23 protein-coding genes are annotated in these 24,479 nt (G+C 38.7%); 18 read left to right on the top strand and 5 right to left on the bottom strand.

Features of this window, described 5'->3' with window-relative positions; all coding sequences use genetic code 11:
* From metH to G3I01_RS01320, 4 genes are all read left to right on the top strand, one after another.
* A complete protein-coding gene (metH, locus tag G3I01_RS01335; RefSeq protein ID WP_219550438.1) occupies positions 1–2,682 on the top strand; it encodes a methionine synthase in 2,682 nt (893 codons plus the stop codon).
* Positions 2,683–2,886: 204 nt separating this feature from the next.
* Positions 2,887–3,843: a methylenetetrahydrofolate reductase [NAD(P)H] gene (gene metF / locus G3I01_RS01330; RefSeq protein WP_219550436.1), complete on the top strand. Its 957-nt coding sequence runs from the start codon at positions 2,887–2,889 to the stop codon at positions 3,841–3,843.
* A 60-nt stretch (positions 3,844–3,903) separates the two neighbouring features.
* Positions 3,904–5,007: an acyloxyacyl hydrolase gene (locus G3I01_RS01325; RefSeq protein ID WP_219550434.1), complete on the top strand. Its 1,104-nt coding sequence runs from the start codon at positions 3,904–3,906 to the stop codon at positions 5,005–5,007.
* Entirely contained in the window at positions 5,004–5,753 is a 750-nt protein-coding gene (locus tag G3I01_RS01320; RefSeq protein WP_219550432.1) for a head GIN domain-containing protein, read from the top strand. The genes G3I01_RS01325 and G3I01_RS01320 overlap by 4 nt, the downstream gene beginning before the upstream one ends.
* 128 nt (positions 5,754–5,881) lie before the next feature.
* Here the strand turns inward: G3I01_RS01320 and gldA are convergent, their stop codons facing one another.
* A complete protein-coding gene (gldA, locus tag G3I01_RS01315; RefSeq protein WP_219550430.1) occupies positions 5,882–6,802 on the bottom strand; it encodes a gliding motility-associated ABC transporter ATP-binding subunit GldA in 921 nt (306 codons plus the stop codon).
* A 350-nt stretch (positions 6,803–7,152) separates the two neighbouring features.
* Between gldA and G3I01_RS01310 the strand changes: the two genes are divergently transcribed.
* The 14 genes from G3I01_RS01310 to G3I01_RS01245 all read left to right on the top strand — a co-directional run bounded on the left by G3I01_RS01310 (position 7,153) and on the right by G3I01_RS01245 (position 21,735).
* Positions 7,153–7,980, top strand: coding sequence for a prephenate dehydratase (locus G3I01_RS01310; RefSeq protein WP_219550428.1), 828 nt, complete (start codon positions 7,153–7,155; stop codon positions 7,978–7,980).
* Entirely contained in the window at positions 7,977–9,122 is a 1,146-nt protein-coding gene (locus G3I01_RS01305; RefSeq protein WP_219550426.1) for an aminotransferase class I/II-fold pyridoxal phosphate-dependent enzyme, read from the top strand. Before G3I01_RS01310 ends, G3I01_RS01305 begins: the two co-directional genes overlap by 4 nt.
* Complete coding sequence (locus tag G3I01_RS01300; RefSeq protein ID WP_219550425.1) at positions 9,119–10,003, top strand: prephenate dehydrogenase; 885 nt, start codon at positions 9,119–9,121, stop codon at positions 10,001–10,003. Before G3I01_RS01305 ends, G3I01_RS01300 begins: the two co-directional genes overlap by 4 nt.
* The gene (locus tag G3I01_RS01295) at positions 9,993–11,081 is read left to right on the top strand and encodes a bifunctional 3-deoxy-7-phosphoheptulonate synthase/chorismate mutase type II (protein ID WP_219550423.1); all 1,089 of its coding nucleotides are present in this window, start codon (positions 9,993–9,995) and stop codon (positions 11,079–11,081) included. The genes G3I01_RS01300 and G3I01_RS01295 overlap by 11 nt, the downstream gene beginning before the upstream one ends.
* A gap of 99 nt (positions 11,082–11,180) precedes the next feature.
* Entirely contained in the window at positions 11,181–12,128 is a 948-nt protein-coding gene (rsgA, locus tag G3I01_RS01290) for a ribosome small subunit-dependent GTPase A (protein WP_219550421.1), read from the top strand.
* Positions 12,129–12,581: a D-aminoacyl-tRNA deacylase gene (gene dtd, locus G3I01_RS01285; protein ID WP_219550419.1), complete on the top strand. Its 453-nt coding sequence runs from the start codon at positions 12,129–12,131 to the stop codon at positions 12,579–12,581. It begins immediately after the preceding gene.
* 52 nt (positions 12,582–12,633) lie between these two features.
* Positions 12,634–14,550, top strand: coding sequence for a DUF3857 domain-containing protein (locus G3I01_RS01280; protein WP_219550417.1), 1,917 nt, complete (start codon positions 12,634–12,636; stop codon positions 14,548–14,550).
* Positions 14,551–14,555: 5 nt separating this feature from the next.
* Positions 14,556–16,607 (top strand): DUF3857 domain-containing protein, encoded by a 2,052-nt coding sequence (locus G3I01_RS01275; RefSeq protein WP_219550415.1) that lies wholly within the window; start codon positions 14,556–14,558, stop codon positions 16,605–16,607.
* Entirely contained in the window at positions 16,573–16,899 is a 327-nt protein-coding gene (locus G3I01_RS01270) for a nucleotide pyrophosphohydrolase (RefSeq protein WP_219550413.1), read from the top strand. Before G3I01_RS01275 ends, G3I01_RS01270 begins: the two co-directional genes overlap by 35 nt.
* Positions 16,899–17,153 carry a hypothetical protein gene (locus G3I01_RS01265; protein ID WP_219550411.1) on the top strand — a complete coding sequence of 85 codons (255 nt, stop codon included), beginning with the start codon at positions 16,899–16,901 and terminating at the stop codon, positions 17,151–17,153. Before G3I01_RS01270 ends, G3I01_RS01265 begins: the two co-directional genes overlap by 1 nt.
* Positions 17,154–17,182: 29 nt before the next feature.
* Positions 17,183–18,400 (top strand): 3-phosphoshikimate 1-carboxyvinyltransferase, encoded by a 1,218-nt coding sequence (gene aroA / locus G3I01_RS01260; protein WP_219550409.1) that lies wholly within the window; start codon positions 17,183–17,185, stop codon positions 18,398–18,400.
* 90 nt (positions 18,401–18,490) lie between these two features.
* A complete protein-coding gene (queA, locus tag G3I01_RS01255) occupies positions 18,491–19,540 on the top strand; it encodes a tRNA preQ1(34) S-adenosylmethionine ribosyltransferase-isomerase QueA (RefSeq protein WP_219552739.1) in 1,050 nt (349 codons plus the stop codon).
* Positions 19,541–19,655: 115 nt separating this feature from the next.
* Complete coding sequence (gene rlmN, locus G3I01_RS01250; protein ID WP_219550407.1) at positions 19,656–20,699, top strand: 23S rRNA (adenine(2503)-C(2))-methyltransferase RlmN; 1,044 nt, start codon at positions 19,656–19,658, stop codon at positions 20,697–20,699.
* Between the two features lie 58 nt (positions 20,700–20,757).
* The gene (locus G3I01_RS01245) at positions 20,758–21,735 is read left to right on the top strand and encodes a polyprenyl synthetase family protein (protein WP_219550405.1); all 978 of its coding nucleotides are present in this window, start codon (positions 20,758–20,760) and stop codon (positions 21,733–21,735) included.
* Positions 21,736–21,783: 48 nt separating this feature from the next.
* On the opposite strand, the gene G3I01_RS01240 is transcribed toward G3I01_RS01245, so the two are convergent.
* The 4 genes from G3I01_RS01240 to G3I01_RS01225 all read right to left on the bottom strand — a co-directional run bounded on the left by G3I01_RS01240 (position 21,784) and on the right by G3I01_RS01225 (position 24,441).
* Complete coding sequence (locus G3I01_RS01240) at positions 21,784–22,029, bottom strand: hypothetical protein (protein WP_219550403.1); 246 nt, start codon at positions 22,027–22,029, stop codon at positions 21,784–21,786.
* Positions 22,030–22,105: 76 nt separating this feature from the next.
* Positions 22,106–22,357 (bottom strand): hypothetical protein, encoded by a 252-nt coding sequence (locus G3I01_RS01235; protein ID WP_219550401.1) that lies wholly within the window; start codon positions 22,355–22,357, stop codon positions 22,106–22,108.
* Positions 22,358–22,405: 48 nt separating this feature from the next.
* A complete protein-coding gene (locus G3I01_RS01230) occupies positions 22,406–23,182 on the bottom strand; it encodes a TIGR03915 family putative DNA repair protein (RefSeq protein ID WP_219550399.1) in 777 nt (258 codons plus the stop codon).
* The gene (locus G3I01_RS01225) at positions 23,182–24,441 is read right to left on the bottom strand and encodes a putative DNA modification/repair radical SAM protein (protein ID WP_219550397.1); all 1,260 of its coding nucleotides are present in this window, start codon (positions 24,439–24,441) and stop codon (positions 23,182–23,184) included. Before G3I01_RS01225 ends, G3I01_RS01230 begins: the two co-directional genes overlap by 1 nt.
* Between the last annotated feature and the right edge of the window lie 38 nt (positions 24,442–24,479).

Raw genomic sequence — 24,479 nt, 5'->3', positions numbered from 1 at the left:
ATGTCAGAAATCAGACCGTTAAAATTATCCGGACTGGAACCTCTGGTGATCACACCCGAAACCAATTTCGTGAACGTAGGCGAACGTACTAACGTTGCCGGTTCCCGAAAATTTCTTCGTCTAATTAAAGATGAAAAATTTGATGAAGCCCTTGAAGTTGCCCGCGAACAAGTAGATAATGGAGCACAGATCATTGATGTGAATATGGATGATGGCCTTATTGAAGGCAAGGAAGCCATGGTTAAATTCCTGAATCTTGTAGTTGCAGAACCCGATATTTCCAGGGTTCCTATTATGATAGATAGTTCCAAATGGGAAATTATCGAAGCCGGCCTGCAAGTGGTACAGGGAAAATGTGTGGTGAATTCTATCAGTTTAAAGGAAGGGGAAGAAGAATTCATAAGTCATGCGAAAAAGATCAGGCGTTATGGAGCCGCTGTAATTGTGATGGCATTTGATGAAGTTGGCCAGGCAGATAATTATGAGAGGCGAATTGAGATCGCAAAAAGGTCCTATGATATTCTGGTCAATCAAGTGAAATTCCCTCCTGAGGATATCATTTTTGACCTCAATATTTTCCCGGTTGGGACCGGAATGGACGAGCATAAGAGAAATGCGATAGATTTTATTGAAGGTACACGTTGGGTAAAACAGAACCTTCCACATTGTAGTATTAGTGGTGGTGTAAGTAATGTTTCATTCTCTTTCCGGGGAAATAATCCCGTACGGGAAGCGATGCATTCAGTTTTCCTATATCATGCCATCAAAGCCGGGATGAACATAGGGATCGTAAATCCATCGATGCTGGAAGTTTATGACGAAATCCCGAAAGATCTACTGGAACATGTTGAAGATGTAATTCTCGACCGAAGAGATGACGCAACCGAGAGACTTCTGGATTTTGCGGAAAACGTAGTAGGACGGAAAAAAGAGAATAAAATTGATCTTTCATGGCGGGAAAAACCACTTCAGGACAGGATCACTCATGCCCTGGTAAAAGGAGTTGACGCATATATTTTAGAAGATATCGAGCAGGCACGTATTGAAGCTGAAAAGCCTCTGGATGTTATTGAAGGTCCTCTTATGATAGGAATGAATGTGGTTGGAGATCTTTTCGGAAGCGGGAAAATGTTCCTTCCACAGGTGGTGAAGTCGGCAAGGGTTATGAAAAAGGCGGTAGCCCATCTTTTACCATATATCGAAGCCGATAAATCGAATAAAAGACAATCGGCGGGGAAAGTATTGATGGCTACGGTAAAAGGCGATGTACATGATATTGGAAAAAATATCGTGAGCGTGGTATTGGGCTGTAATAATTATGAGATCATCGATCTCGGAGTGATGGTGCCACCGGAAGAGATCATTGAAATTGCCAAAAAAGAAAATGTAGATGTGATAGGCCTTAGCGGACTTATTACTCCGTCACTTGACGAGATGGTTTACCTGGCTAAGGAAATGCAACGACAGGATTTTTCTGTTCCTCTTTTAATTGGAGGTGCAACAACTTCCAAAGCTCATACCGCGGTGAAGATAGATCCACAATATAAACATGCCGTGGCCCATGTTAATGATGCGTCCCGGGCGGTAACCGTAGTTGGCGATCTGCTTAAGGATAGCACAAGGGAAAAATATAAAACAGATCTGAAGGTACAGTATGAGGATTTTAGGAAAAACTTTAAGAAGAGAAGTAAGGTTAAATCCTTTTTAAGTATCAACGAAGCGAGGGAAAATAAATTTAAGATCGATTGGAAACAGACTCCTATAATAAAACCTAATGAACCCGGCATTCAGGTTATTGAGGATTTTGATCTGAATAAACTGGTTGATTATATAGACTGGAGTCCGTTTTTCAGAAGTTGGGATCTGCATGGCAGATATCCGGATATTCTGAAGGACGAGAAAGTAGGCGAGCAGGCACAGATCTTATTTGACGATGCACAGGTTTTACTTCAGCGAATTCTAGATGAAAAGTTGCTGAATGCAAAAGCGATCTTCGGATTGTTTGAAGCGAATACAGTGAATCACGATGATATCGAAGTGAAGTATCAGCAGGATTCTGTTGAGAAAACAGCAATTTTCAGAACACTTAGGCAGCAACTAAAGAAGCACGGGGATCAGCCGAATTTTGCACTTTCAGATTTTATTGCGCCAAGAGAAACAGGAGTTCAGGATCATATTGGCTGTTTTTGTGTGAGTACCGGTTTTGGAACTCATGAGCTTGCAGCACAATTTGAAAAAGAACATGACGATTATAACTCGATCATGATCAAAGCGCTGGCCGATCGACTGGCGGAAGCTTTCGCGGAATATCTTCATAAAAAGGTAAGAACTCATCATTGGGGATATGCTTCAAATGAAAGTTTGAGCAATGAAGAGTTGATTAAGGAAGCCTACAAAGGAATTCGTCCCGCACCGGGTTATCCCGCCTGTCCTGATCATTTGGAGAAACTAACCATCTGGGAAATATTGCAGGTAAAGGAGAAGATAGGTGTAGAACTTACCGAAAGCCTGGCAATGTGGCCGGCAGCCAGTGTAAGTGGGTACTACTTCGCCCATCCTGAAGCCAGGTATTTTGGCCTGGGGAAAATTAAAGAAGACCAAGTAAGGGATTTTGCCAAAAGAAAAGGAATAGAATTTAAGAAGGCAGAAAAATGGCTGAATCCGAATATTGCCGATGAATAAATACGTCAAGCTGAACTTGTTTCAGCTTCTCTTGAGACTCTGAAACAAGTTCAGAATGACGAGAAATTAAAAAAGTTAATGCGTTAGGGATTGACGCGGTATCCTTTTTCTTAAATACTGAGCCTGTCGAAGTATAAAGGAAAAGATAAAGCGAAAAGCCCGGCCTGAAAGGAAACGCCAGAATAGTAATAGAAAAAAGTTTCAATGAAAATTACCGAACATTTAGAAGCAGCGAAGGATAAAACCTTATTCTCTTTTGAGATACTCCCGCCATTGAAGGGACAAAATATTAATTCCATCTACGAGAGCATAGACCCGTTGATGGAATTTAATCCGCCGTTTATTGATGTGACCTATCACCGGGAAGAATACGTGTATTCGGAAAAGGAGAACGGACTTCTGGAAAAGAAGATCGTAAGAAAACGTCCTGGAACCGTAGGCATCTGTGCTGCTATCCAGAGCAAATATGGTGTTGATGCAGTGCCGCATATCCTGTGTGGCGGTTTCTCTAAGGAGGATACTGAAAACTTCCTGATCGACCTGGATTTCCTGGGGATTAAGAATGTGATGGCATTGCGCGGTGATGCGGTAAAAAGTGAAACCTACTTTAAACCTGAAAAGAACGGAAATTGCTTCGCCAAGGATCTGGTAGACCAGATCTACGATCTTAATGCAGGGAAATACCTTGATGAGGTGATCGAAAAGGGTCATAATACTGATTTCTGTGTGGGTGTTGCCGGATACCCAGAGAAACATATGGAAGCACCGAGTATAGATAAGGACATTCAGCGGTTAAAAGAAAAGATCGAAGCGGGTGCAGAGTATGTGGTTACCCAGATGTTCTTTGAGAATGACAGGTATTTCGATTTTGTGGAGAAATGCAGGGAGAGCGGGATCGATATTCCTATTATTCCTGGTTTAAAGCCTATTGCCACGAAGAAACAATTAAGTGTAATTCCGCATAGGTTTCATGTAGATATGCCAGATTGTTTGATCAGGGAAGTTGAAAAGTGTAAGGATAATGCTGCAGTTAGACAGGTAGGAATCGAGTGGTGTATTCAGCAAAGTAAGGAACTTATTGCTGGTGGTGCCCCGGTATTACATTATTATTCAATGGGTAAAAGCACGAATATCCAGAAAATTGCCACTGCAGTTTTTTAGAGTTTTATGGCTTCAACTAAAAGGTAGTTTTTTTCGTAAATATGTTAGATTTGCTTTCGTATGAAAAGAATTGCCCCGTTCCTGCTCATTCTATGCAGTTTTATATCCATGGCCCAGGAAGAAAAACCTGAAAAGTATTTTTCTTTAGATGCCAGTTATTTTTACGGTTCTGTTATTGAGCATAATCCCGATATAGCTCATTTGATCACCGATCATCCAAATGGATTTTTTCTGAGTTTCAACAGGAAAACCTATGGCCTGGAAAAGTGGGAACGCAGATATAATTATCCAGATTTTGGGTATTCTTTTATCTACCAGGATATGAAGAATCCTAATCTTGGTGAGAATTATTCCTTATATGGTCATTTTAGCTTCTATGCTTTAAAGAGGTTGCTAATGTTCCGGATAGGGCAGGGGGTTGCCTATACTACGAATCCTTATGACCCTGATACCAATTTTTTAAACAATGCATACGGTACCAGGTTTTTAAGCTCTACTTACCTCGTAGGGAACATACAAAAGGAGAACATCATTGGCGGTCTAGGTTTAAATGCCGGAGTTACCATTATACATTATTCAAATGCCGATACGGGATCACCAAATCATAGCACCAATACTTTTACTTTTAACGTGGGATTTAACTATCTGCTGGATCATGAGAATCATCCCGATTATATTCCGCGAGGAGTTGAAGAAAAATATACAGAACCATTTCATTACAACTTTACCTTGCGCAGCGGGGTTAATACGTCCGGGGTGGTGGGCTCGCCTACGCTTCCTTTTTTAACGTTCTCTGCTTATGCCGATAAAGTATTGAATCATAAAAGTACTTTGCAGGGAGGAGCCGAATTATTCTTTTCCCGATCACTCGAAGAATTTATAGAATACCAGTCGGTGGCTTTTCCGCAGAAAGGAACCACCGGTGATGAAGATGCGAAAAGAGTTGGAGTATTTCTTGGACATAAGCTCACCTTTAATAAAATGTCCCTGATCACTCATTTAGGTATTTACGCCTACTATCCTTATACAGATTATGTGGAACAGGTCTATAACAGGGTAGGACTTCAACGTGAAATTACCGACGACTGGTGGGCATCGGTGACCGTTCGTTCCCATGGTGCAAATGCTGAAGCAGTTGAATTTTCAATTGGATACAGATTATGAAAAAGTTATTCCTCCTTATAATAATAATTGCCTTTTCCGGTTGTGATTCTGAAGATACCGACGATTGCTTCCAAAAGGCCGGCTCCATTGTACAGAAAGAAATTGAAGTATCCGATTTCGACGAAATAATGGTCTACGACAAGATCAAGCTCTTTATTGAACAGGGGCCTCAACAAAAAGTAGTCATCGAAACCGGGGAAAACCTGCTGAACGAAGTATTTGCAGAAGTTACCGAAGGCCGTCTTATTTTAAGGAATGAGAACAGGTGTAACCTGGTTAGGGATTATGGAATAACCAAGGTCTTTGTGACAGTGCCAGATTTAACCTATTTACGCCATGCCGGAAATATACCTTTAGAAAGTATCGGTACTTTAGAATTTGAAAACCTTTGGCTGTATTCTGCAAACCAGGAATTAGATCCGGAGATACTTACTAATGGAAACTTTATACTGGACCTGAAGGTGAAAGATCTGCGAATCACCAGCGATAATTATTCTCATTTTTTCCTTACCGGAGTAGTTGAAAGGTTTGATGGTTTCTTTGCTGCAGGTGATAGCAGACTTGAAGCAAGAGATCTTGAAGTGCAACATTATGATCTTTTTCATCGTGGGACCAATAAATTAATTGTGAATCCGCAGCAGAGCTTAAAAGGTGATATCTATAGTTATGGAGATATAATTTCTGTAAATCGTCCTCCGGTGGTAGATGTTGAGGAGCATTTTAGAGGTAGGCTTATATTTGAATAATTATTGAATTTTCAAATTCCACTTAAGTTTCAGGCTTTACCGAATACATTTTTCAGCTTCTAAATATTGAAATCCTGAATCTCCCCAGACTTCGGGGCACGATAACAATTGTTCTGTAAGGATTTTATTTATTCTGAAGCTGTTAATTCAGCAAACAGGCTTTCCAGGTTCTTCGTTTTTTGATTTAGCTGAAGGGTTTTGAGTCCGTTATCATGGGCAAAATCAAATACCGCCGGCCGCATGTCTTTATTGGTGTCGAATATCAATTCATAATGGAAGCCACCAACATTCTTTGCTGAAATAAGATTAGGAAGTTCTTTTAGCGCCACTTCTTCTATACGGTAATCGAATTCTACGGCAATAATTTGTTCTTTTTCATCGCGCAGATCTTTCAATTTCTTATCTGCAACAATCTTACCTTTATTTATAATGATAACCCGGTCGCAGATCGCTTCTACTTCCTGCAAAATATGAGTGGATAGAAAAACGGTCTTTCCTGAATTTTCTTCGGAAGCTTTTTTACCTATGTTCTTGATCAGGGATCTTATTTCTACAAGCTGATTTGGGTCCAGTCCCGTGGTTGGCTCATCAAGGATGAGTACTTCGGGATCATGGAGCAAAGCTGCGGCTAGTCCCACACGTTGTCTATATCCTTTAGATAGTTGCTCTATCTTTTTATTCGCTTCAGGAGAAAGACCGGTGAGTTTAATTACTTCTTCAACCCGGGCTTTGTCTATTTTATAGACGGAAGCATTAAACCTTAAATATTCCCGTACAAACATCTCAGTATATAAAGGATTGTGTTCAGGTAGATATCCTATGCGTTTCTGAATTTCGGCAGTATTGTCCTTTAGTTCTAACCCATCGATAAAGGCATTGCCTTCATCTGGAGTTAGATAACCGGTGAGAATCTTCATTAAAGTGGATTTTCCGGCACCATTTGGTCCCAAGAATCCAACGATCTCACCTTTTTTAATCTCAAAATTCACCTTATTCAGCGCTTTCTGGCGGCCAAAGTGTTTCGATATGTTATTTACGATTATAGACATAGCTTTCAAATTCAAAATTAGGAATAAAAAATCAGGGATGCCGCTGAAAATTTTTCAAAGTTCCAACGAAAATGAGGAAGGATAAATTGTTATTGCTATTAAAACATTGACAATATTCCGAATACTTAAAAACTGAAAATTTTAATCAGAAAAGATTTTGAATATAAAATTATTGCGCTACTTTAGTCATTCGTAAATATTCGAAATGACAACTTTAATTAACTGGAACGCATTCTTTTATTTTTATTTCTATACCAGAGATAGGATCGGGAATGCTATATGATTAATTAAAACACAAAATTATATAAAAGTCTCGATCTAAGATCGGGACTTTTTTTATTGGTAGCTATATGAATAAAAAAGTCGGAATTCAGGGAATTAAAGGTTCTTTCCATCATTTGGTGGCGATGGATTATTATCACAAAGATGTTGAAGTGATGGAGCATATGTCCTTTCATGAACTTGCCCAGAAGTTGGCTGCAAAGGAGACAAATGAAGCGGTGATGGCTATAGAAAATAGTATCGCCGGGTCGATCCTGCCAAACTATGCCCTGATGGATGAATACAATCTTAGTGTGATCGGGGAACATTACACCCCGGTGAATATGAATTTGATGGCGGTAGAAGGGCAGAGAATCGAGGATATAAAAAAGGTGTTTTCTCATCCAATGGCATTGCTGCAGTGTAAAGAATTCTTTAAAAAACATCCACATATCAAATTGATCGAAGATGCAGATACAGCTGAAGCGGCTAAAAGAATATCAGAAGAAGGAAAATTGAAAGTTGCGGCCGTGGCCAGCCCTGCCGCTGCTGAAATGTACGGACTGGAAATTCTGGCTAAAGAAATTCACACTATTAAAAGTAATGCTACCCGGTTTCTGGTTTTGGGTACAGAAAGACAAAAGCCCAACGGAGAAAAACTGGATAAGGCTTCTCTAAAATTTGATCTTAAAAGTGAAAGAGGAAGCTTGGTATCTGTACTTAATATTATAAGGGATTGCTACCTGGATATGACCAAGATCCAGTCGCTGCCAATAATCGACGAGCCCTGGAAATATTCTTTTTTCGTAGATGTGATCTTTGAAAGATTTGAAGACCTGGAAAAGGCGATCGATGTATTAAAATTAATGACCGAAGAATTAAAGATTTTAGGTATCTATAAAAATAATCTAGTATGATAACCGCAAAAAGACTTGATACAGTTCAGGAATACTACTTTTCGAAAAAACTTCGTGAAGTGGCAGAACTCAGAGCGGAGGGAAAGCCCATCATCAACCTGGGAATTGGGAGCCCCGATCTTGCCCCGCCGGCACAAGTAGTGGAAGCTTTAAATAAGGCTCTTTCTTCTAATGGAGCTCACCAGTATCAACCCTACAAAGGAATTACCGAATTAAGAAATGCTATTGCCGGTTTCTACAAAAAGTTCTATGATCGTATCCTCGACCCGGAATCGGAAATCTTACCACTTATGGGCAGCAAGGAAGGGGTCATGCATATTTCCATGACATTTTTGGATCCGGGAGATGAGGTTTTACTGCCAAATCCTGGTTACCCAACATATAGTTCGGTTTCGAAATTGCTGCAGGCTAAAGAAAGAAATTATGAGCTGAGAGCTGAGAATAACTGGCTGCCAGATCTTAATGAACTGGCTAAGGAAGACCTTAGCAAAGTAAAATTAATGTGGGTGAACTATCCCCATATGCCTACGGGTTCAGTTGCGACTGAAGATTTTTTCAGAGAGCTCACAGAATTTGCTGAAACTCATAAGATCCTTGTGGTGAATGATAATCCGTATAGCTTTATTCAGAATGATAATCCTAGAAGCATCCTGCAAAAGGATGGTTTGAGCGATTATGTCATGGAGCTGAATTCTTTGAGTAAAAGCTTCAATATGGCCGGCTGGAGAGTAGGAATGCTTGCGGGAAGCCAGAAGAATATCAATTCTGTATTAAAAGTAAAATCCAATATGGACAGCGGCATGTTCTATCCGGTTCAGGCCGGAGCGGTTGAAGCTTTGAAATTATCGGGTTCCTGGTTCGAGGATCAGAATAAGATCTATACAAAAAGAAAGAAGAAAGTATTAGAGTTGATTTCTGAATTGAATTGTGAAGTCAGGGACGACCAGGTCGGACTTTTTGTGTGGGCTAAGACCCCTGAAGGGAAGACTTCAGAAGATATTGTTGATGACCTGCTTTATGATAAGGATATTTTTATCACACCTGGATTCATTTTTGGTTCCCAGGGTGAAGGATATATACGTTTTTCTCTATGCGCCAATGAAGAGGTAATAGATGAAGCATTAAAAAGAATAAAAGGATGAAAGTTTTTGTAATAGGAATAGGCCTGATTGGTGGATCTTTTGCTTTAGATCTTAAATCTGTAATGAAGAAGGTCGAGATCTACGGAATAGATGAAAATGATGATCACCTTGAAAAAGCTTTAGATCTTGGATTGATAGATCATAAATCTAATTTTGAAGATCTTAAAGATGCCGACCTGGTATATATGGCTATCCCGGTAGATGCTTCGCTGGAAGTTTTACCAAAGATACTTGATGTAGTGAATGATAATTGCGTGGTGACCGATGCCGGTTCAACAAAAGAACATCTTTGCAAAAAGGTTGCAGATCATCCTAAAAGAAGAAATTATTTAGCCGGTCACCCAATTTCAGGAACTGAATTCTCAGGGCCTACTGCGGCTATCCACGGTCTTTTTAAGAACAAGACCAATATCATTTGCGAGGTTGAAAAGACAGCTTTTAAACTTCAGGAAAGAGCACTGGAAGTATTCCAGGCCATAGGGATGAGGATCAGATATATGGATCCTAAATCACATGATCGTCATATCGCTTATGTTTCACATCTTTCGCATATCAGCTCATTTATGCTGGGGAAAACGGTTCTTGAAAAAGAGAAGAACGAAAGGGATATTTTCGACCTGGCGGGAAGTGGATTTGCCTCTACGGTGAGACTGGCGAAAAGTTCACCGGCCATGTGGACTCCAATTTTCAATCAGAATAAAAAGAATGTTATGGAGACCCTGGATGAATATATCTCCAATCTGAAGCATTTCAGGAAATTGATGGAAGAAGATAATTTTGAGGAGGTTTTCAGTGAAATGGAGCGAACAAACCATATAAGAGAAGTACTAAACGGAATAAATCAAAACGAAGAAATTAAACTACAGGAAAATGGAAAATAAAAAAGAACTCAGAACATGGTTGGATGATTTTGGATTGTCACATCCATTGGTGATTGCAGGACCTTGCAGTGCCGAAACAGAAGAACAGGTTTTAACGATCGCACACCAGTTAAAGGATAGCGATGCTACCGTACTTAGAGCGGGAATCTGGAAACCGAGAACAAGACCAGGAAACTTTGAAGGAGTTGGTGCTCTTGGTTTAAAATGGCTTCAGAAAGCTAAAGAGGAAACCGGAATGCTTACCACTACCGAAGTGGCGAACCCAAACCACGTAGACCTTGCTTTAAAACATGATGTAGATATTCTATGGATCGGGGCAAGAACCACGGTTTCTCCATTTATCGTACAGGAGATCGCAGATGCCTTAAAAGGTACAGATAAGATCGTATTGGTAAAAAACCCGGTGAACCCGGATCTTTCTTTATGGCTTGGAGCGGTAGAAAGACTTCATACAGCAGATATAAATAAACTGGGTGTAATTCACAGAGGTTTTTCAGCTTATGAAAAAACTAAATACAGAAATAACCCGGAATGGCAGATCCCGATCGAGCTTCAGAATAAATTCCCCGATCTCCCGCTAATTCTTGATCCTTCGCATATTGCCGGAAGAAGGGATATCATTTTTGATCTTTGCCAGACAGCCCTGGACCTTAACTATGACGGAATAATGGTGGAAACTCATCATACACCAGATAAAGCATGGAGCGATGCAGCCCAGCAAATAACCCCTGAAACACTTATTAAGATCATGCAGGATTTAAAAGTAAGAAAGGAAATTTCAGCCAGTGAAGAATTTCAGAACAAACTAACCACGTTAAGATCTAAGATCGACATTACCGACAGCCAGATCCTTGAGATACTTTCAAAAAGAATGAAAATTGCCGAGGAGATTGGTCAGGTGAAGAAGGAGCAGAACGTAGCGATCCTTCAAACCAAAAGGTGGAATGAGATCCTTGGTAAAATGGTACTTGAAGGAGAAGAAAAAGGACTTAGTGAAGAATTTGTGCTAAGAATGTTCAAAGCCATTCACCAGGAATCGATCAACCATCAACAAAAGATCCTGGACGGTATCAGGTAATTTGAAAGCTAAATGCATCTAAGGTGGTCTTGTGAAATTATTCCTATAAATTTGCATCTAAATAAATACAGTATTCGGGATATGAATAATTTATCATAAATGCAGGGAACGGTTTATAAGTCTACAGGGAGCTGGTATCAGGTAAAAGCTGATAACGGTGAATTTTATGAATGCAGGATAAAAGGAAAATTCAGGATCCAGGGAATTAAAAGCACTAATCCCGTCGCAGTGGGAGATAAGGTGTCTTTTGACCTGGAAGAAGGGGTAGAAGAGAAGACCGGAGTGATCAAAAAGATCACTGAGCGCGATAATTATATTATCAGGAAATCGGTGAATCTATCGAAGCAAACACATATTATAGCTTCCAATATCGATCAGGTCTTTCTTCTTATCACCCTGAATAATCCTCCAACTCTTACCACCTTTATAGATCGTTTTCTTGTGACTGCGGAAGCTTATGAAATTACTGCGGTATTGCTTTTCAATAAAGTTGATACCTATTCTATCGAAGAACTTGCTGAAGTCAAATATCTGGCAGAATTATACAGATCTGCAGGATATGAATGTATTGGGATATCAGCAAAAGAAGGTAAGAATGTTGATAAAGTAAAAGAAAAGATGATCGGGAAGACCAGTATGATCTCAGGTCATAGTGGTACCGGAAAATCTACTTTGATCAATGCGATCGAGCCCAGCCTGGCTCTTAAAACTTCTGAAATTTCTAAACAGCATAGCCAGGGTCAGCATACCACAACCTTCGCAGAAATGTTCGATCTTAGCTTTGATGCGAGGATCATAGATACTCCTGGTATCAAGGGTTTTGGGGTAGTAGATATGGACCGGGAAGAGATCGGGGATTATTTTCCTGAATTCTTCGAAAGAAAACAGGATTGTAAATTCCACAATTGCCTGCATTTGGAAGAGCCCAAATGTGCCGTAAAAGAGGCTTTGGAAGCAGGCGAGATTGCCTGGTCCCGGTATAAAAGCTATTTGCAGATCATGGAAGGTGAAGATGATAATTATCGAATAGATCAATATCAAAAATAAATGAGAGCAGTAATACAGAGAGTTTCAGAAGCATCAGTAACCGTTAACCATAAAGTTTGTGCCGTAATGCAACATGGATTGTTGATCCTGTTGGGAATTGAAGATGAAGATAATGATGAAGATATTGATTGGCTTTGCCGAAAAATTATCAATATGCGGATCTTCAATGACGAAGATGAAGTGATGAACGAATCTCTTAAAAGTGTAGATGGAGATGCGATTATTGTAAGCCAGTTCACCTTGCATGCTAGCACGAAAAAAGGGAACAGACCAAGTTATATGAAGGCTTCAAAACCAGAGATCGCTGAGCCTATGTATGAAAAATTCATCAAAGTATTCGAAAAAGAATTTGGTAAAAATGTTGGTGTAGGTCGTTTTGGTGCAGACATGAAAGTATCTCTTTTAAATGATGGACCGGTAACAATTTTGCTAGATTCTAAAGACAAACGTTAAAAAACGTTAATTTTTTATATATTGCGCTAAATATATAAGTCAGCCCACCGGAATGCGCAATTTTTTAATTGTTGGTTTTCTTGGCCTATTTTCTACCCTACATTGCCAGGAAAACTACAAGGTTAGTAATATTAACCTCAAGATGCTTACCAATGCTAACGCTGTAATTCGTGAGCATACCACCAATATAGAAATTAAAGATATAGATGATGTCGAAATTTCTACCAATAGAGTGGTAACTGTTCTCAACGAAGCGGGAGAGGCTTATATAGAAGCCTATGAGAATTTTGATAAGGGTCTTTCAGTTCAGGATCAGGAAGCTTTGATTCTTGATAAAGATGGAAATGAGATCAGAATATTTAAAAAGCGTGATTTTAAAACACGCAGCAATTTCCAGGGTTTCGTACTTTTTTCAGACAACCAGGTTAGTTACCTGCAATACACCCCTAGAAACTATCCATATACCGTAAAATACTCTTCCAGAGTTCGAAAAGAGAATTCTATATTTCTGCCAGACTGGAGACCTCTTGAGGGGTATAAGGTAAGTGTGGAAAGGTCCGTCTATAAGATCGTCAATAATACTCAAATTCCCATCAGGTACTCTGAAAGGAACTTTGATAGTCTCAATGTGGAGGTTAATAATTCAAATTTCGATCTGAAGTATTCAGTAACAGACCTCATGGCCAGGAGCCATGAAAAACTTAGTCCATCTTTTGAAGTGTTAGCACCGCATGTCAGGGTGGCTTTGCAGAAATATTTTCTTGAGGGAATAGAAGGGGAGTCCAGTGATTGGAAAGATTTTGGGGCATGGCAATATAAGCACCTGGTAGAAGGCCAGGGACTTTTATCAGAGGAAATCGTTAGGAAGGTTACCTCACTTACCAAAGATGCGGTAACTGATGAAGAAAAGGCACGCATCATTTATAAATATGTACAGGAAAATACTCGCTATATCGCAGTTATGCTCGGTATAGGTGGATGGAAGCCGTATAGCGCACTGGAAGTAGACAGGTTGGGTTATGGAGATTGCAAGGGCCTAACCAATTATACCCGTGCTTTGTTGAAGTCACAAGGTATAGAAGCAGATTATACTATTGTTTACGGAGGTTCTAAAAGAGATATTGATCCAGATTTCACCAAAATGCAGGGGAATCATGTCATTTTAAGTATTCCCCAGGAAGACAAAGAGGATATTTGGCTAGAATGCACTAGCCAGGATGCTCCTTTTAATTATTTAGGAGATTTTACCGATGACAGATGGGCTTTAAAATTAAAACCCGAAGGAGGTGAAATTGTAAGAACAAAAAAATACTCTGCTGAAGATAATTTACAAAGTACCTGGGCCAATATCCTCATTAAAGAAAATGGTGGTTTTAAGGCTCATTTAGAAAGGTCGAGTTATGGAGTCCCCTACGGTGATATTTATCTCATTGAATTGCAGAAAGAAGAAGTACAGAAGAATTATTATAACGAGAACTGGTCGCAGTTTCAAAATCTGAGTTTTGATTCAATAAACTTCATTAATGATAAAAAGAAGATCGAGTTCAAAGAAGACTTGTATATAAAGGCTGACAGGTTCTGCAATTTAGCCGGTGAGAGACTTCTGGTTCCTCTAAATTTTGTTAGTGGATTCAATATGAAGATCGATAAGGACAAAAACAGGAAGAATAAAATAACTATAGAAAGGGGAAAAACCTTTAAGGATAATTTCAAGTTTGAATTACCATCGGGATTTGCAGTAGAAGCCATTCCTGAAAGTCAGGAAATAGAATCAGATTTTGGAAAAATGTCTTTAAGTATATCTGTAGAGGAAACTGAAGATAGGAAATACATTGCGGTAGAAAGATATTTAAGGATTGAGGAAGGGGAGTGGTCGCCAGAAAAATTTGAAAATTTCAGAAAATTTATTAATCAGATTCATAAACTCAACAGTCAGAAAGCCGTGATTGTTCCAACCAACAAAGTTTAATTATTATGCGCCAGATCACCTTAATTCTCTCCGCTCTATTTCTTTGCGGATTTCAAATTCATAGTCAAAACTACAAATTTGGTAAAGTATCCAAAGAAGAGGTTCTGCAAAAAGAGCACCCAATACATAAAGATGCAAATGCCGCTGTTTTGTACAGAAAACAAAAGGTATATTATGATCTTAATCAACATGAAGGCTTGAACCTAATTACCGAAATCCATGAAAGGATCAAGATTTATAATAAAGAAGGTTTTGACTGGGCGACCAAGGAAATAAGAAGATATACAGGTGTTTCTGATGAAGAGGACCTGGTTCAGTTAAAGGGTTATACCTATAATATTATTGACGGTGAACTAGAAGAGGAGAAATTAAGAAACGATGAGATTTTTGAAGAAGTTACTTCCAGATATAATGAAAACACAAAATTCACGATGCCTGCGGTTACTGAAGGTAGTGTTATTGAAATCACATATAAGATCAAATCACCTTTCCTGGGATCTATAGGGAGGACTCCCTTACAGTACCTTATACCTATGGATAACCTGGAGCTGGAAGTTATGATCCCTGAGTTCTTTACTTTCAGAAGATATTTTAATTTAAAATCGCTTCTAAATTTTGATCTTCAAGAGAAAAAGGAAAATTTTAGCTACAATTTTACAAGTACTTCCCGTAGTGGTAATAGAGTAGTTACCACCCAGGCTTCTCATAATTCTATAAAATACATGTTAAGTGTTTATGGGGTTAACCGTGAAAATATTCCACCTTTAAAAAAGGAGCCACATGTAGAAAACCTGCATACCTATGCTGCTTTCATAGACTGGGAATTGATGTTCACCAAGTTTCCAAATTCCATGGTAGAAAATTACTCTGAAACCTGGGAGGGTGTTGCCAGATCAATATATAATGATCTTGGAATCGCAGATGAACTGAATAAGGACAATTATTATGATGAAGAATTAGATCAGGTAATCGCAGGTCTTTCAGATCCTAGAATGAAAGCTGAAGCGATCTTCGAGTTCGTTAAACAGAAGGTGAAGTGGAATGATTATCTGGGTTTCTATCCAGATAATGGTACAAAAAAGGCATTTGAAGAAGGTTCCGGTAATACCGGGGATATTAATCTATTATTAATCTCCATGTTGAGGTATGCCAAATTAAAGGCACATCCTGTTCTCCTTAGTACTCCATCGAATGGAGTACCATTATATCCAACCCGGGATGGATTCAATTATGTTATCGCAGGATTGGAATTAGATGGTGATCTGGTTCTAATGGATGCCACAGATCCTAAGGCTGCTATTGGTGAACTTCCAAAAAGAGCAAGAAACTGGCAGGGAAGATTACTTAAAGAAAAGGAGAAATCTTCCTGGATCGATTTAATGCCAAACTATTTTTCTGAGAATGCTATAAAAATGAACTATAAGTTCGATGGTTCTGGTGTAGAGGGTTGGAATTGGAAATCTTATTCCAAACTTTTAGCTAAGAAATTCAGACAGGATCACTCAGGTGCAGAGCAAAATAATGACATCGAAAACAGGTTGAGCTCGATTTCAAATATAGAGATAAGTGATTATGAAATTGAAAATAAGGATAAGCTTGGAGCAGAAATTCTTGAAAAATTTAATTTCCAATTAGCCTCTGCTTCCGAAAATATTGGTGATAAAGTTTATTTAAAACCGATGTTATTTGATGCGATCTTGGAAAATCCCTATAAAGAAGAAGAAAGGTACTATCCCGTTTATTTCGATTACCCCGAGGTAAAAACCTACTCTATTAATATCATGATTCCCAATGATTATAATATCGTTTCCCTTCCTGAAAGTACGGTGGTAAATCTTGGCGAAGATGACGGACAGTTCAAATTCATTGTGAATGGAGCTGGGAATGTAATTCGACTTTCATCAATTATTACCATTAAAAAGACTGCGTTTCTTCCTTCGGAATATGATTTCCTAAAAAAGTTTTATGCTAATATTATTAAAAAACACAGCGAAGCTATAGTTTTGGAGAAAACTTTAGAAGATGCAAATAGCGAACGCGCAGAAAGCGGTAGATAACTGGATCAAGGAACATGGAGTTCGTTACTTCAATGAACTTACAAATATGGCTCAACTTACAGAGGAAGTGGGGGAAGTGGCCAGGATCATCGCCCGTCGTTATGGTGAGCAGAGCGAAAAGGAAAGCGATAAGGATAAAGATCTGGGGGAGGAACTTGCAGATGTTATGTTCGTAGTGCTATGTCTTGCAAATCAAACAGGAGTAGATCTTCAGGAGGCGTTTGACCGCAAACTGGACATAAAGACTGAAAGAGATAAGGACAGACATAAGAACAACGAAAAACTGAAGTAATGAAGTTCAAGGCTATAATGTCCAAAAGATCTTTTTGGAAATCGGTTTTATGGCTGGGGCTTTCATTCCTGGTTCTATATAATGTTATCACCATTTTTTTTGAATATGGCGAATTTGCCGTCCTTACTTTCTTCAAGGAAAGGACTGCAGATGGTAAATTGTGGAGATTTATAATCGGACAACTGCTGGCCTCATTCTTATATGGATTTATTTTAGCCTTCGGTCAGTTTCGGGGTAAGGAAAAGAAAGATTAATTTAGTGATTTATTCTTTTACTACGTCAAATGAACTTATCCCTATCAAATAAGCAAAGCGAAATTAAGGCAGATCTTAAGATCACCGGATCCAAAAGCGAATCAAACCGATTACTGATCCTGCAGGCCTTATATCCTAATATACAAATAGAGAACCTATCCAACAGCGATGATTCTAATGTCCTGAAAAAAGCACTGGAGCAGGGGAATGGTCTTGTTGATATCCATCATGCCGGTACGGCCATGCGTTTTTTAACTGCCTATTTTGCTGCCAAAGAAGGCTGCGAGGTGGAATTAACCGGGAGTAAAAGAATGAAGGAAAGACCTGTAAGGTTATTGGTAGATGCTTTACAGAGAATGGGAGCCGATATTGAATATAAGGACCAGGTAGGATTCCCGCCATTGATCATTAAAGGTAAGAAACTTCATGTAGATTCAGTAAGGCTGAAAGCAAATGTAAGCAGCCAATATATTTCTGCTTTAATGCTTATTGGTGCTTCTCTACCTAACGGCCTGGAAATAATACTGGAAGGTCAGATCACTTCGACTCCTTATATATTAATGACGCTTGAGCTTCTACAACAGGTAGGGATCAAAGGAAATTTTAAAAAGGACAGAATTTTCATTGAACCTATCCAGAAATTGGAACCGGTCACCATCGCTGTGGAATCAGACTGGAGTTCAGCTTCCTATTTTTACAGTATTGCCGCGATCTCAGCTTCGGCTGAAATAAGGCTTTCAAATTATAGGAAAAATAGTAAACAAGGGGATAGCTGCCTGGCAGAGATCTATAAATATTTTGGCGTTCAAACAACCTTTGAGGAAAATTCTATCGTGCTCAAAAAGGAGAAGACTAAGCGGTCCCTGCGAATTAATGAAGACTTACGAAATTCACCAGATATTGCACAGACCATTGCTGTTACCTGTCTTGCACTGGGAATGGAGTGTAAACTGGAAGGTTTACATACTCTAAAGATCAAGGAAACCGACAGACTACAGGCGTTAAAGAACGAAATGCAAAAGTTTGGTGCCCGTGTAAAGATCACTGAAGATTGTTTACACCTGGCTCCCTGTAATTCTTTGAATAATGATGTTTTGGTTGAAACCTATAATGATCATAGAATGGCCATGTCTTTCGCTCCGCTGGCCTTAAAAATTCCGCTTTCTATTGAAGATGCCAATGTGGTGACAAAATCTTATCCCGATTTTTGGAAAGATCTTAAAAAATTAAACTTCGAAGCACAATAAATTATTTAATTTCTAAATAAACACTCATTTACTTGACAACCCCTATGTTGAGATTGTATATTTGCAGCCTTTAAAACAGGAACTATGGGAATGAAACTTTCAAATTTCAATTTTGAACTGCCTAAGGAGCTTTTGGCCGAGTATCCATCTGAAAATAGAGATGAGGCAAGGCTAATGGTACTTAACCGTAAGGAGCAGACGATTGAACATAAAAAATTCAAGGATTTAATCGATTATTTTGAGCCGGAAGATGTGATGGTTCTTAATAACACTAAAGTTTTTCCAGCCAGATTATATGGAAATAAGGAAAAGACTGGTGCCAGAATTGAGGTTTTCTTGTTAAGAGAATTGAATCCTGAAACTAAATTATGGGATGTTCTTGTAGATCCAGCCAGAAAGATTCGAATAGGAAATAAACTTTACTTCGGTGAAGACGAAAGTCTGGTTGCTGAGGTAATCGATAATACTACCTCCAGAGGTAGAACCCTGAGATTTTTATATGATGGTTCATATACAGATTTCAGAAAGAAATTAAAGGAACTTGGACAAACTCCACTTCCAAAGTATATCAAAAGAGAAGTAGAGCCAGAAGACGAAGAGAGATATCAAACTATCTATGCTAAGAACGAAGGCGCGGTAGCTGCACCAACTGCTGGATTACACTTTTCTAAGCATCTACTTAAGAGATTAGAGATTAAAGGTGTTGATTTTGCTGAGGTTACACTTCACGTTGGTCTGGGGACTTTTAGCCCGGTAGAGGTAGAAGATCTTTCCAAGCATAAGATGGACAGTGAAGAGGCTTTTATCACTAAAGATGCCACTGAAGTTATTAATAAAGCTAAACTTGAGAGAAGAAGAGTTTGTGCTGTTGGTACTACGGTAATGAGAGTTCTGGAAAGTGCTGTATCGTCAGATCAAACGCTTAACGAGTTTGGTGGATGGACCAACAAGTTCATTTTCCCTCCTTATGATTTCAATATCGCTAACTGTATGATCACAAACTTCCACACACCAAAATCTACTTTATTGATGATGGTATCTGCATTTGCAGGTCATGACTTCATGAAGAAGGCTTATGAGGAAGCTGTAAAAGAGAAATACAGATTCTATACTTATGGAGATGCAATGTTGATTTTATAATCAATATTTAAAATAATTTAAGGCCATAAGCTGATCTTCGGTTTATGGCCTTTTTTGTAAGCTATTGATATTTAAAAGACTGAAGCATTCAGTTTTAACTTTGTAATTTAGCAGCGTGAAGGACAGGAAGAAAGATATACGGGCATTAACCAAGAAACAGCTTCAGGAATTTTTTGTTTCTGAAGGCGATAAATCCTTTAGAGGAACTCAGGTTTATGAATGGTTATGGAATAAAGCTGTGCATTCTTTTGATGATATGACAAATATCTCAAAAGAAACCCGGCAAATGCTGAAGGATAATTTCGTGATTAACCACATTCGCGTGGACCGCATGCAGCGAAGTAGTGATGGTACCATAAAAAACGCGGTAAAACTTCACGATGCCCTAACGGTTGAGTCTGTATTGATCCCTACTAAAACAAGAACTACGGCCTGTGTGTCATCTCAGGTAGGATGTAGTCTTGATTGTCAATTTTGTGCTACTGCAAAGCTTAAGCGTATGCGGAATCTTAATCCTGATGAGATCTATGATCAGGTTGTGGCCATAGATAACGAAAGCAGGTTGTATTTTGACAGGCCACTTTCTAATATCGTTTTTATGGGAATGGGTGAACCTTTGATGAATTACAATAACGTGATGAAGGCAGTAGAAAAGATCACTTCTCCTGAAGGACTGGGAATGTCTCCAAAACGAATTACTATTTCAACTTCGGGTGTTCCTAAAATGATCAAGAAGCTGGCAGATGATGAGGCAAAGATCAAATTAGCGGTTTCTTTACACTCGGCCAGAAATGAAGTGAGAACTAAGATTATGCCTTTTAATGAAACTTTTCCACTGGAAGATCTAAAGGAAGCCCTGGAATACTGGTATTCTAAAACCAAAAGCAGGATTACTTATGAGTATATCGTTTGGAAAGATATAAATGATACCCGTGAGGATGCCCAGGCATTGGTGAGATTCTGTAAATATGTGCCTTGCAAAGTGAATCTTATTGAATATAATCCCATAGATGACGGGAATTTCCAGCAGGCAGCTTCAGAGGCTACCAATATGTACCAGGATATGCTGGAGCGTAATGGAATTACGGTTACCGTGCGACGTTCCAGAGGAAAAGATATCGATGCTGCATGTGGTCAGCTGGCCAATAAATCAGCCTGATTTCATTACTAATTTATCGGGGAAACCTTCGGTATAAATATGTATATTTACGGCCTTTATGAAGGTTATTTCCCAAATAAAACTTCCCGTGCAGAAGGAGATGGAACTTTTTGAGAAAAAGTTCTTCGAATCCATGTCTTCCAAAGTTGCGCTTCTTAATAGAATTACTCATTATATAGTTAACCGCAAGGGTAAGCAAATGCGCCCTATGTTCGTATTTCTTGTGGCCAAAATGGTTTCAGATGGAAGTGTAAATGAAAGGACATATCGCGGTGCGTCGGTAATTGAGCTTATTCACACTGCAACTCTAGTGCATGACGATGTTGTGGATGATTCTAACCGTAGAAGAGGTTTCTTCAGTATTAACGCTTTATGGAAAAATAAGATCGCAGTACTGGTGGGAGATTATCTCCTTTCTAAGGGACTTTTATTGTCTATAGATAATAATGATTTTGATCTTTTAAAGATCATATCGGTTGCGGTTAAAGAAATGAGTGAAGGCGAATTGCTTCAGATCGAAAAAGCTCGAAGGCTGGATATAACCGAAGCAGTTTACTATGATATAATTCGTCAAAAAACTGCTACCCTTATCGCAGCTTGTTGCAGTCTGGGAGCGGCTTCTGTAAAGCCCGATAGTGATGAGATCGCTAAAATGAGAAGGTTTGGTGAGCTTATCGGGATGGCTTTTCAGATCAAAGATGACCTATTTGATTACGGAACTGAAAAGATTGGTAAGCCTACCGGAATAGATATTAAAGAGCAGAAAATGACACTGCCGTTGATCTATACCTTGAATAAGGTTTCTAAGAAGGATAGGGACTGGGTGATAAATTCAGTAAAGAATCATAACAAAGACAGGGGCAAGGTAAAAGAAGTTATTGAATTTGTGCGCAATAATGGGGGGCTTGATTACGCGGTAAAACGTATGAAGGAATTCCAGAAGGAAGCCTTGCTGATCCTCGAAGATTATCCCAGGTCTGAATATCGGGATAGTCTGGAGCTCATGGTAAATTATGTTATTGAGCGTAAAAAATAAAAAAAGCGAAGTAGAACTTCGCTTTATATATTGAATGATATTTAGAAATTAAGCAGCATCATCGGTTGCTTCTTCACCATTTACATCATCTGTTTCGTGGATCTCTTCGTCGATTTCCTGTTCTACTTTTTCGGCACCCTCTTCAATTTTTTCTCCGGCTTTTTTTGCTCCGGCCTCGATGTCCTCACCAATAGCTTTTGCAGCTTCTTCAGTTTTTTCCTGAGTAGTTTCTCTGCATGAGTAAATTGAAAGGCTGAAAATAGCAGCCATAATTAAGATCACTGATTTTTTCATAAGTATAGAATTTAAATTAATTAAAAAAAGGCCATCCCTTTAGGAATGACCTTTAATCTTATCAGAAAGAAGATGATTAAGCGTTATCGTCAGTTTCGTTAACTTCTTCTTCTACTTCTTGTTCCATTTCGTTTTCTGCGTTCTCAGCAGCAGCTTCTACGTCCTCACCAGCTTCTTCCATTTCATTACCTGCTTCTTCAGCAGCGTTTTCTACATCTTCACCCATAGATTCTACAGCTTCTTCGGTTTTTTCCTCAGTTGTTTCTCTACAAGAGTAGATAGAAAGAGACATTGTTGCAACAGCAAATAGTAAGAATAATTTTTTCATTGTTAAATTGTTTAATTAGTTGAAGCGACAAAGTTAAACAAATTTTAATTATGTAAAAGCACTCTTTTCACTTAAATATTTCCAATATCGTTTGGGTACATGTTGTACATGAAGCCGCATGTTTACTCGGCTTTTGATGTTTGTGGAATCAAAATATTCCTTCCATAATTTCTGAAAATAAATTTCACCCGTATCAAAATATTCCAGATTTCCGCCAGAAATACCTATATCTTCAGGTAGCTCCATAGACACATATTCGGTATTATGTAGGTCGTAATATGCTCCAAATTTTCGCTTTATATCATAGATAAGCCATTTCTGATCTGCGTATCTGCTTTTGAAATGTTTAATAATGATAGGCAGAACATTGAAATCTGGCTCAATGATAGCAAAATAGATATCGTCTTTTGTTAGCCTGAACCTTACAAAGGCTTCCATTCTATGTTTTTCTCTGCCTACCTGCTTTGCAATATCGGTGATGTATAAAACTGAAGGATGTGAATAATCTGTATCAACCTTTTTCTTGTTCGAAAAGATATTACAGATCATGTCATATAATTTCATTTCTATTCCAGGTGCTTCGCTGAGAAATGACCATTTTATCCTGATCATGCCAGTCTTGCTGACCTTAGATTTTAAGGCTTTTAAAACTCGCAAGGCTTTTTGCTCATCCGTAATAATATCGAGAGGTTCGCTAAATAATTGAATTTGATCTTCTCCAGCAGGCACTATTTCTACTATTTTCAGCTTCTGCTCATAAGCAGTGAAGATGCAGGTAAGAAACCCCATAAAACTACCATCATATTTTAAAACTATATCGGCCATTAGAATAAACTTAATTGCGGACTTAAATCTTTGGAGTATTTACTATTTGAATTTTTTAGAATGATCTGTTTTAATCTTTCACTGGAATGATCTTTTAATTCTTTCTCTCTTGAATCACAGGTTATGAAATATTTTGCCCGGTTGGCTGCTATACCTATTTTTTGAAGATGTTCCCAGTTAAGTTTTCTGTATTTCCTGGCCTGAATAATCTTATTAGCAGACTTTAGGCCTATTCCAGGGACTCTAAGCAAAAGTTGTTTATCAATACGATTGATGTCTACTGGAAAGAGATGGCGGTTTCGCAATGCCCAGCTAAGTTTGGGATCTATATCCATATCCAGGTGAAGAAAATCATCATTTAAAAGTTCTCTTACATCAAACCCGTAGAAGCGCATTAACCAGTCGGTTTGGTAAAGCCTGTTTTCTCTTAGCATTGGAACCTGTGAACCAATGGCAGGAAGCCTTGGGTCGTTACTAATAGGTACATAACCTGAATAATACACCCTCTTCATATTGTAATTCTTATAAAAGAATGCTGAAGAATACATGATATCCCTATCGCTTTCTCCAGTGGCTCCCACTATCATTTGTGTGCTTTGTCCTGCAGGCGCATATTTCGGTGTGCTTTTTATTAATCGGGATTCTTCTTTATACTGAAGGATCTCATTCTTAACCTTTTTCATAGGTTTCATGAAATCTTCATGTTTCTTATCTGGAGCAAGAAGCTTCAATCCTGATTTTGTAGGTATTTCGATATTTACGCTCAAACGGTCTGCGTAGAGTCCGGCTTCGCGCATTAATTCGTCGCTGGCACCGGGAATACTTTTAAGATGAATATAACCGTTGAAATTTTCCTCTAACCGAAGTTTTTTGGCAACCTGTATCAAGCGCTCCATCGTATGATCGGGGCTTTTAAAAATTCCGGAACTAAGAAAAAGTCCTTCTATATAATTACGGCGATAGAAGCTTATGGTGAGATCTACGACTTCCTGTACTTTAAATGCCGCTCTCTTAATATCATTACTTTTCCTGGTTACGCAATAGGCACAATCGAATATGCAGTGATTGGTAAGAAGGATCTTAAGCAGGGATACGCAGCGGCCATCCTGGGTATAAGAATGGCATATTCCCATCCCCGAAGAATCTCCAAGACCCTTATTGGTGTTCTTTCTTTTGCTTCCGCTACTTGAGCAAGAAACATCATACTTAGCAGCATCTGCAAGTATGTTGAGCTTTTCTTTGATTCGGTCGAAATCCATATAATTGGAATTTTTCCAAAATTAGGAAAAATTCCAAT

Origin of the sequence: Gramella sp. MT6 (assembly GCF_019357415.1) — a bacterium.
In the GTDB taxonomy this organism is placed as follows: Bacteria; Bacteroidota; Bacteroidia; order Flavobacteriales; family Flavobacteriaceae; genus Christiangramia.
Note: the sequence above shows the minus strand (reverse complement) of the source record. Positions and strands in the feature narration are given on the sequence as shown.

What these genes read in the sequence shown, in the direction of transcription:
- metH (WP_219550438.1), top strand. Translation starts at nt 1, where the DNA reads ATGTCAGAAATCAGACCGTTAAAATTATCCGGACTGGAACCTCTGGTG.
- metF (WP_219550436.1), top strand. Translation starts at nt 2,887, where the DNA reads ATGAAAATTACCGAACATTTAGAAGCAGCGAAGGATAAAACCTTATTC.
- G3I01_RS01325 (WP_219550434.1), top strand. Translation starts at nt 3,904, where the DNA reads ATGAAAAGAATTGCCCCGTTCCTGCTCATTCTATGCAGTTTTATATCC.
- G3I01_RS01320 (WP_219550432.1), top strand. Translation starts at nt 5,004, where the DNA reads ATGAAAAAGTTATTCCTCCTTATAATAATAATTGCCTTTTCCGGTTGT.
- gldA (WP_219550430.1), bottom strand. Translation starts at nt 6,802, where the DNA reads ATGTCTATAATCGTAAATAACATATCGAAACACTTTGGCCGCCAGAAA.
- G3I01_RS01310 (WP_219550428.1), top strand. Translation starts at nt 7,153, where the DNA reads ATGAATAAAAAAGTCGGAATTCAGGGAATTAAAGGTTCTTTCCATCAT.
- G3I01_RS01305 (WP_219550426.1), top strand. Translation starts at nt 7,977, where the DNA reads ATGATAACCGCAAAAAGACTTGATACAGTTCAGGAATACTACTTTTCG.
- G3I01_RS01300 (WP_219550425.1), top strand. Translation starts at nt 9,119, where the DNA reads ATGAAAGTTTTTGTAATAGGAATAGGCCTGATTGGTGGATCTTTTGCT.
- G3I01_RS01295 (WP_219550423.1), top strand. Translation starts at nt 9,993, where the DNA reads ATGGAAAATAAAAAAGAACTCAGAACATGGTTGGATGATTTTGGATTG.
- rsgA (WP_219550421.1), top strand. Translation starts at nt 11,181, where the DNA reads ATGCAGGGAACGGTTTATAAGTCTACAGGGAGCTGGTATCAGGTAAAA.
- dtd (WP_219550419.1), top strand. Translation starts at nt 12,129, where the DNA reads ATGAGAGCAGTAATACAGAGAGTTTCAGAAGCATCAGTAACCGTTAAC.
- G3I01_RS01280 (WP_219550417.1), top strand. Translation starts at nt 12,634, where the DNA reads ATGCGCAATTTTTTAATTGTTGGTTTTCTTGGCCTATTTTCTACCCTA.
- G3I01_RS01275 (WP_219550415.1), top strand. Translation starts at nt 14,556, where the DNA reads ATGCGCCAGATCACCTTAATTCTCTCCGCTCTATTTCTTTGCGGATTT.
- G3I01_RS01270 (WP_219550413.1), top strand. Translation starts at nt 16,573, where the DNA reads ATGCAAATAGCGAACGCGCAGAAAGCGGTAGATAACTGGATCAAGGAA.
- G3I01_RS01265 (WP_219550411.1), top strand. Translation starts at nt 16,899, where the DNA reads ATGAAGTTCAAGGCTATAATGTCCAAAAGATCTTTTTGGAAATCGGTT.
- aroA (WP_219550409.1), top strand. Translation starts at nt 17,183, where the DNA reads ATGAACTTATCCCTATCAAATAAGCAAAGCGAAATTAAGGCAGATCTT.
- queA (WP_219552739.1), top strand. Translation starts at nt 18,491, where the DNA reads ATGAAACTTTCAAATTTCAATTTTGAACTGCCTAAGGAGCTTTTGGCC.
- G3I01_RS01245 (WP_219550405.1), top strand. Translation starts at nt 20,758, where the DNA reads ATGAAGGTTATTTCCCAAATAAAACTTCCCGTGCAGAAGGAGATGGAA.
- G3I01_RS01240 (WP_219550403.1), bottom strand. Translation starts at nt 22,029, where the DNA reads ATGAAAAAATCAGTGATCTTAATTATGGCTGCTATTTTCAGCCTTTCA.
- G3I01_RS01235 (WP_219550401.1), bottom strand. Translation starts at nt 22,357, where the DNA reads ATGAAAAAATTATTCTTACTATTTGCTGTTGCAACAATGTCTCTTTCT.
- G3I01_RS01230 (WP_219550399.1), bottom strand. Translation starts at nt 23,182, where the DNA reads ATGGCCGATATAGTTTTAAAATATGATGGTAGTTTTATGGGGTTTCTT.
- G3I01_RS01225 (WP_219550397.1), bottom strand. Translation starts at nt 24,441, where the DNA reads ATGGATTTCGACCGAATCAAAGAAAAGCTCAACATACTTGCAGATGCT.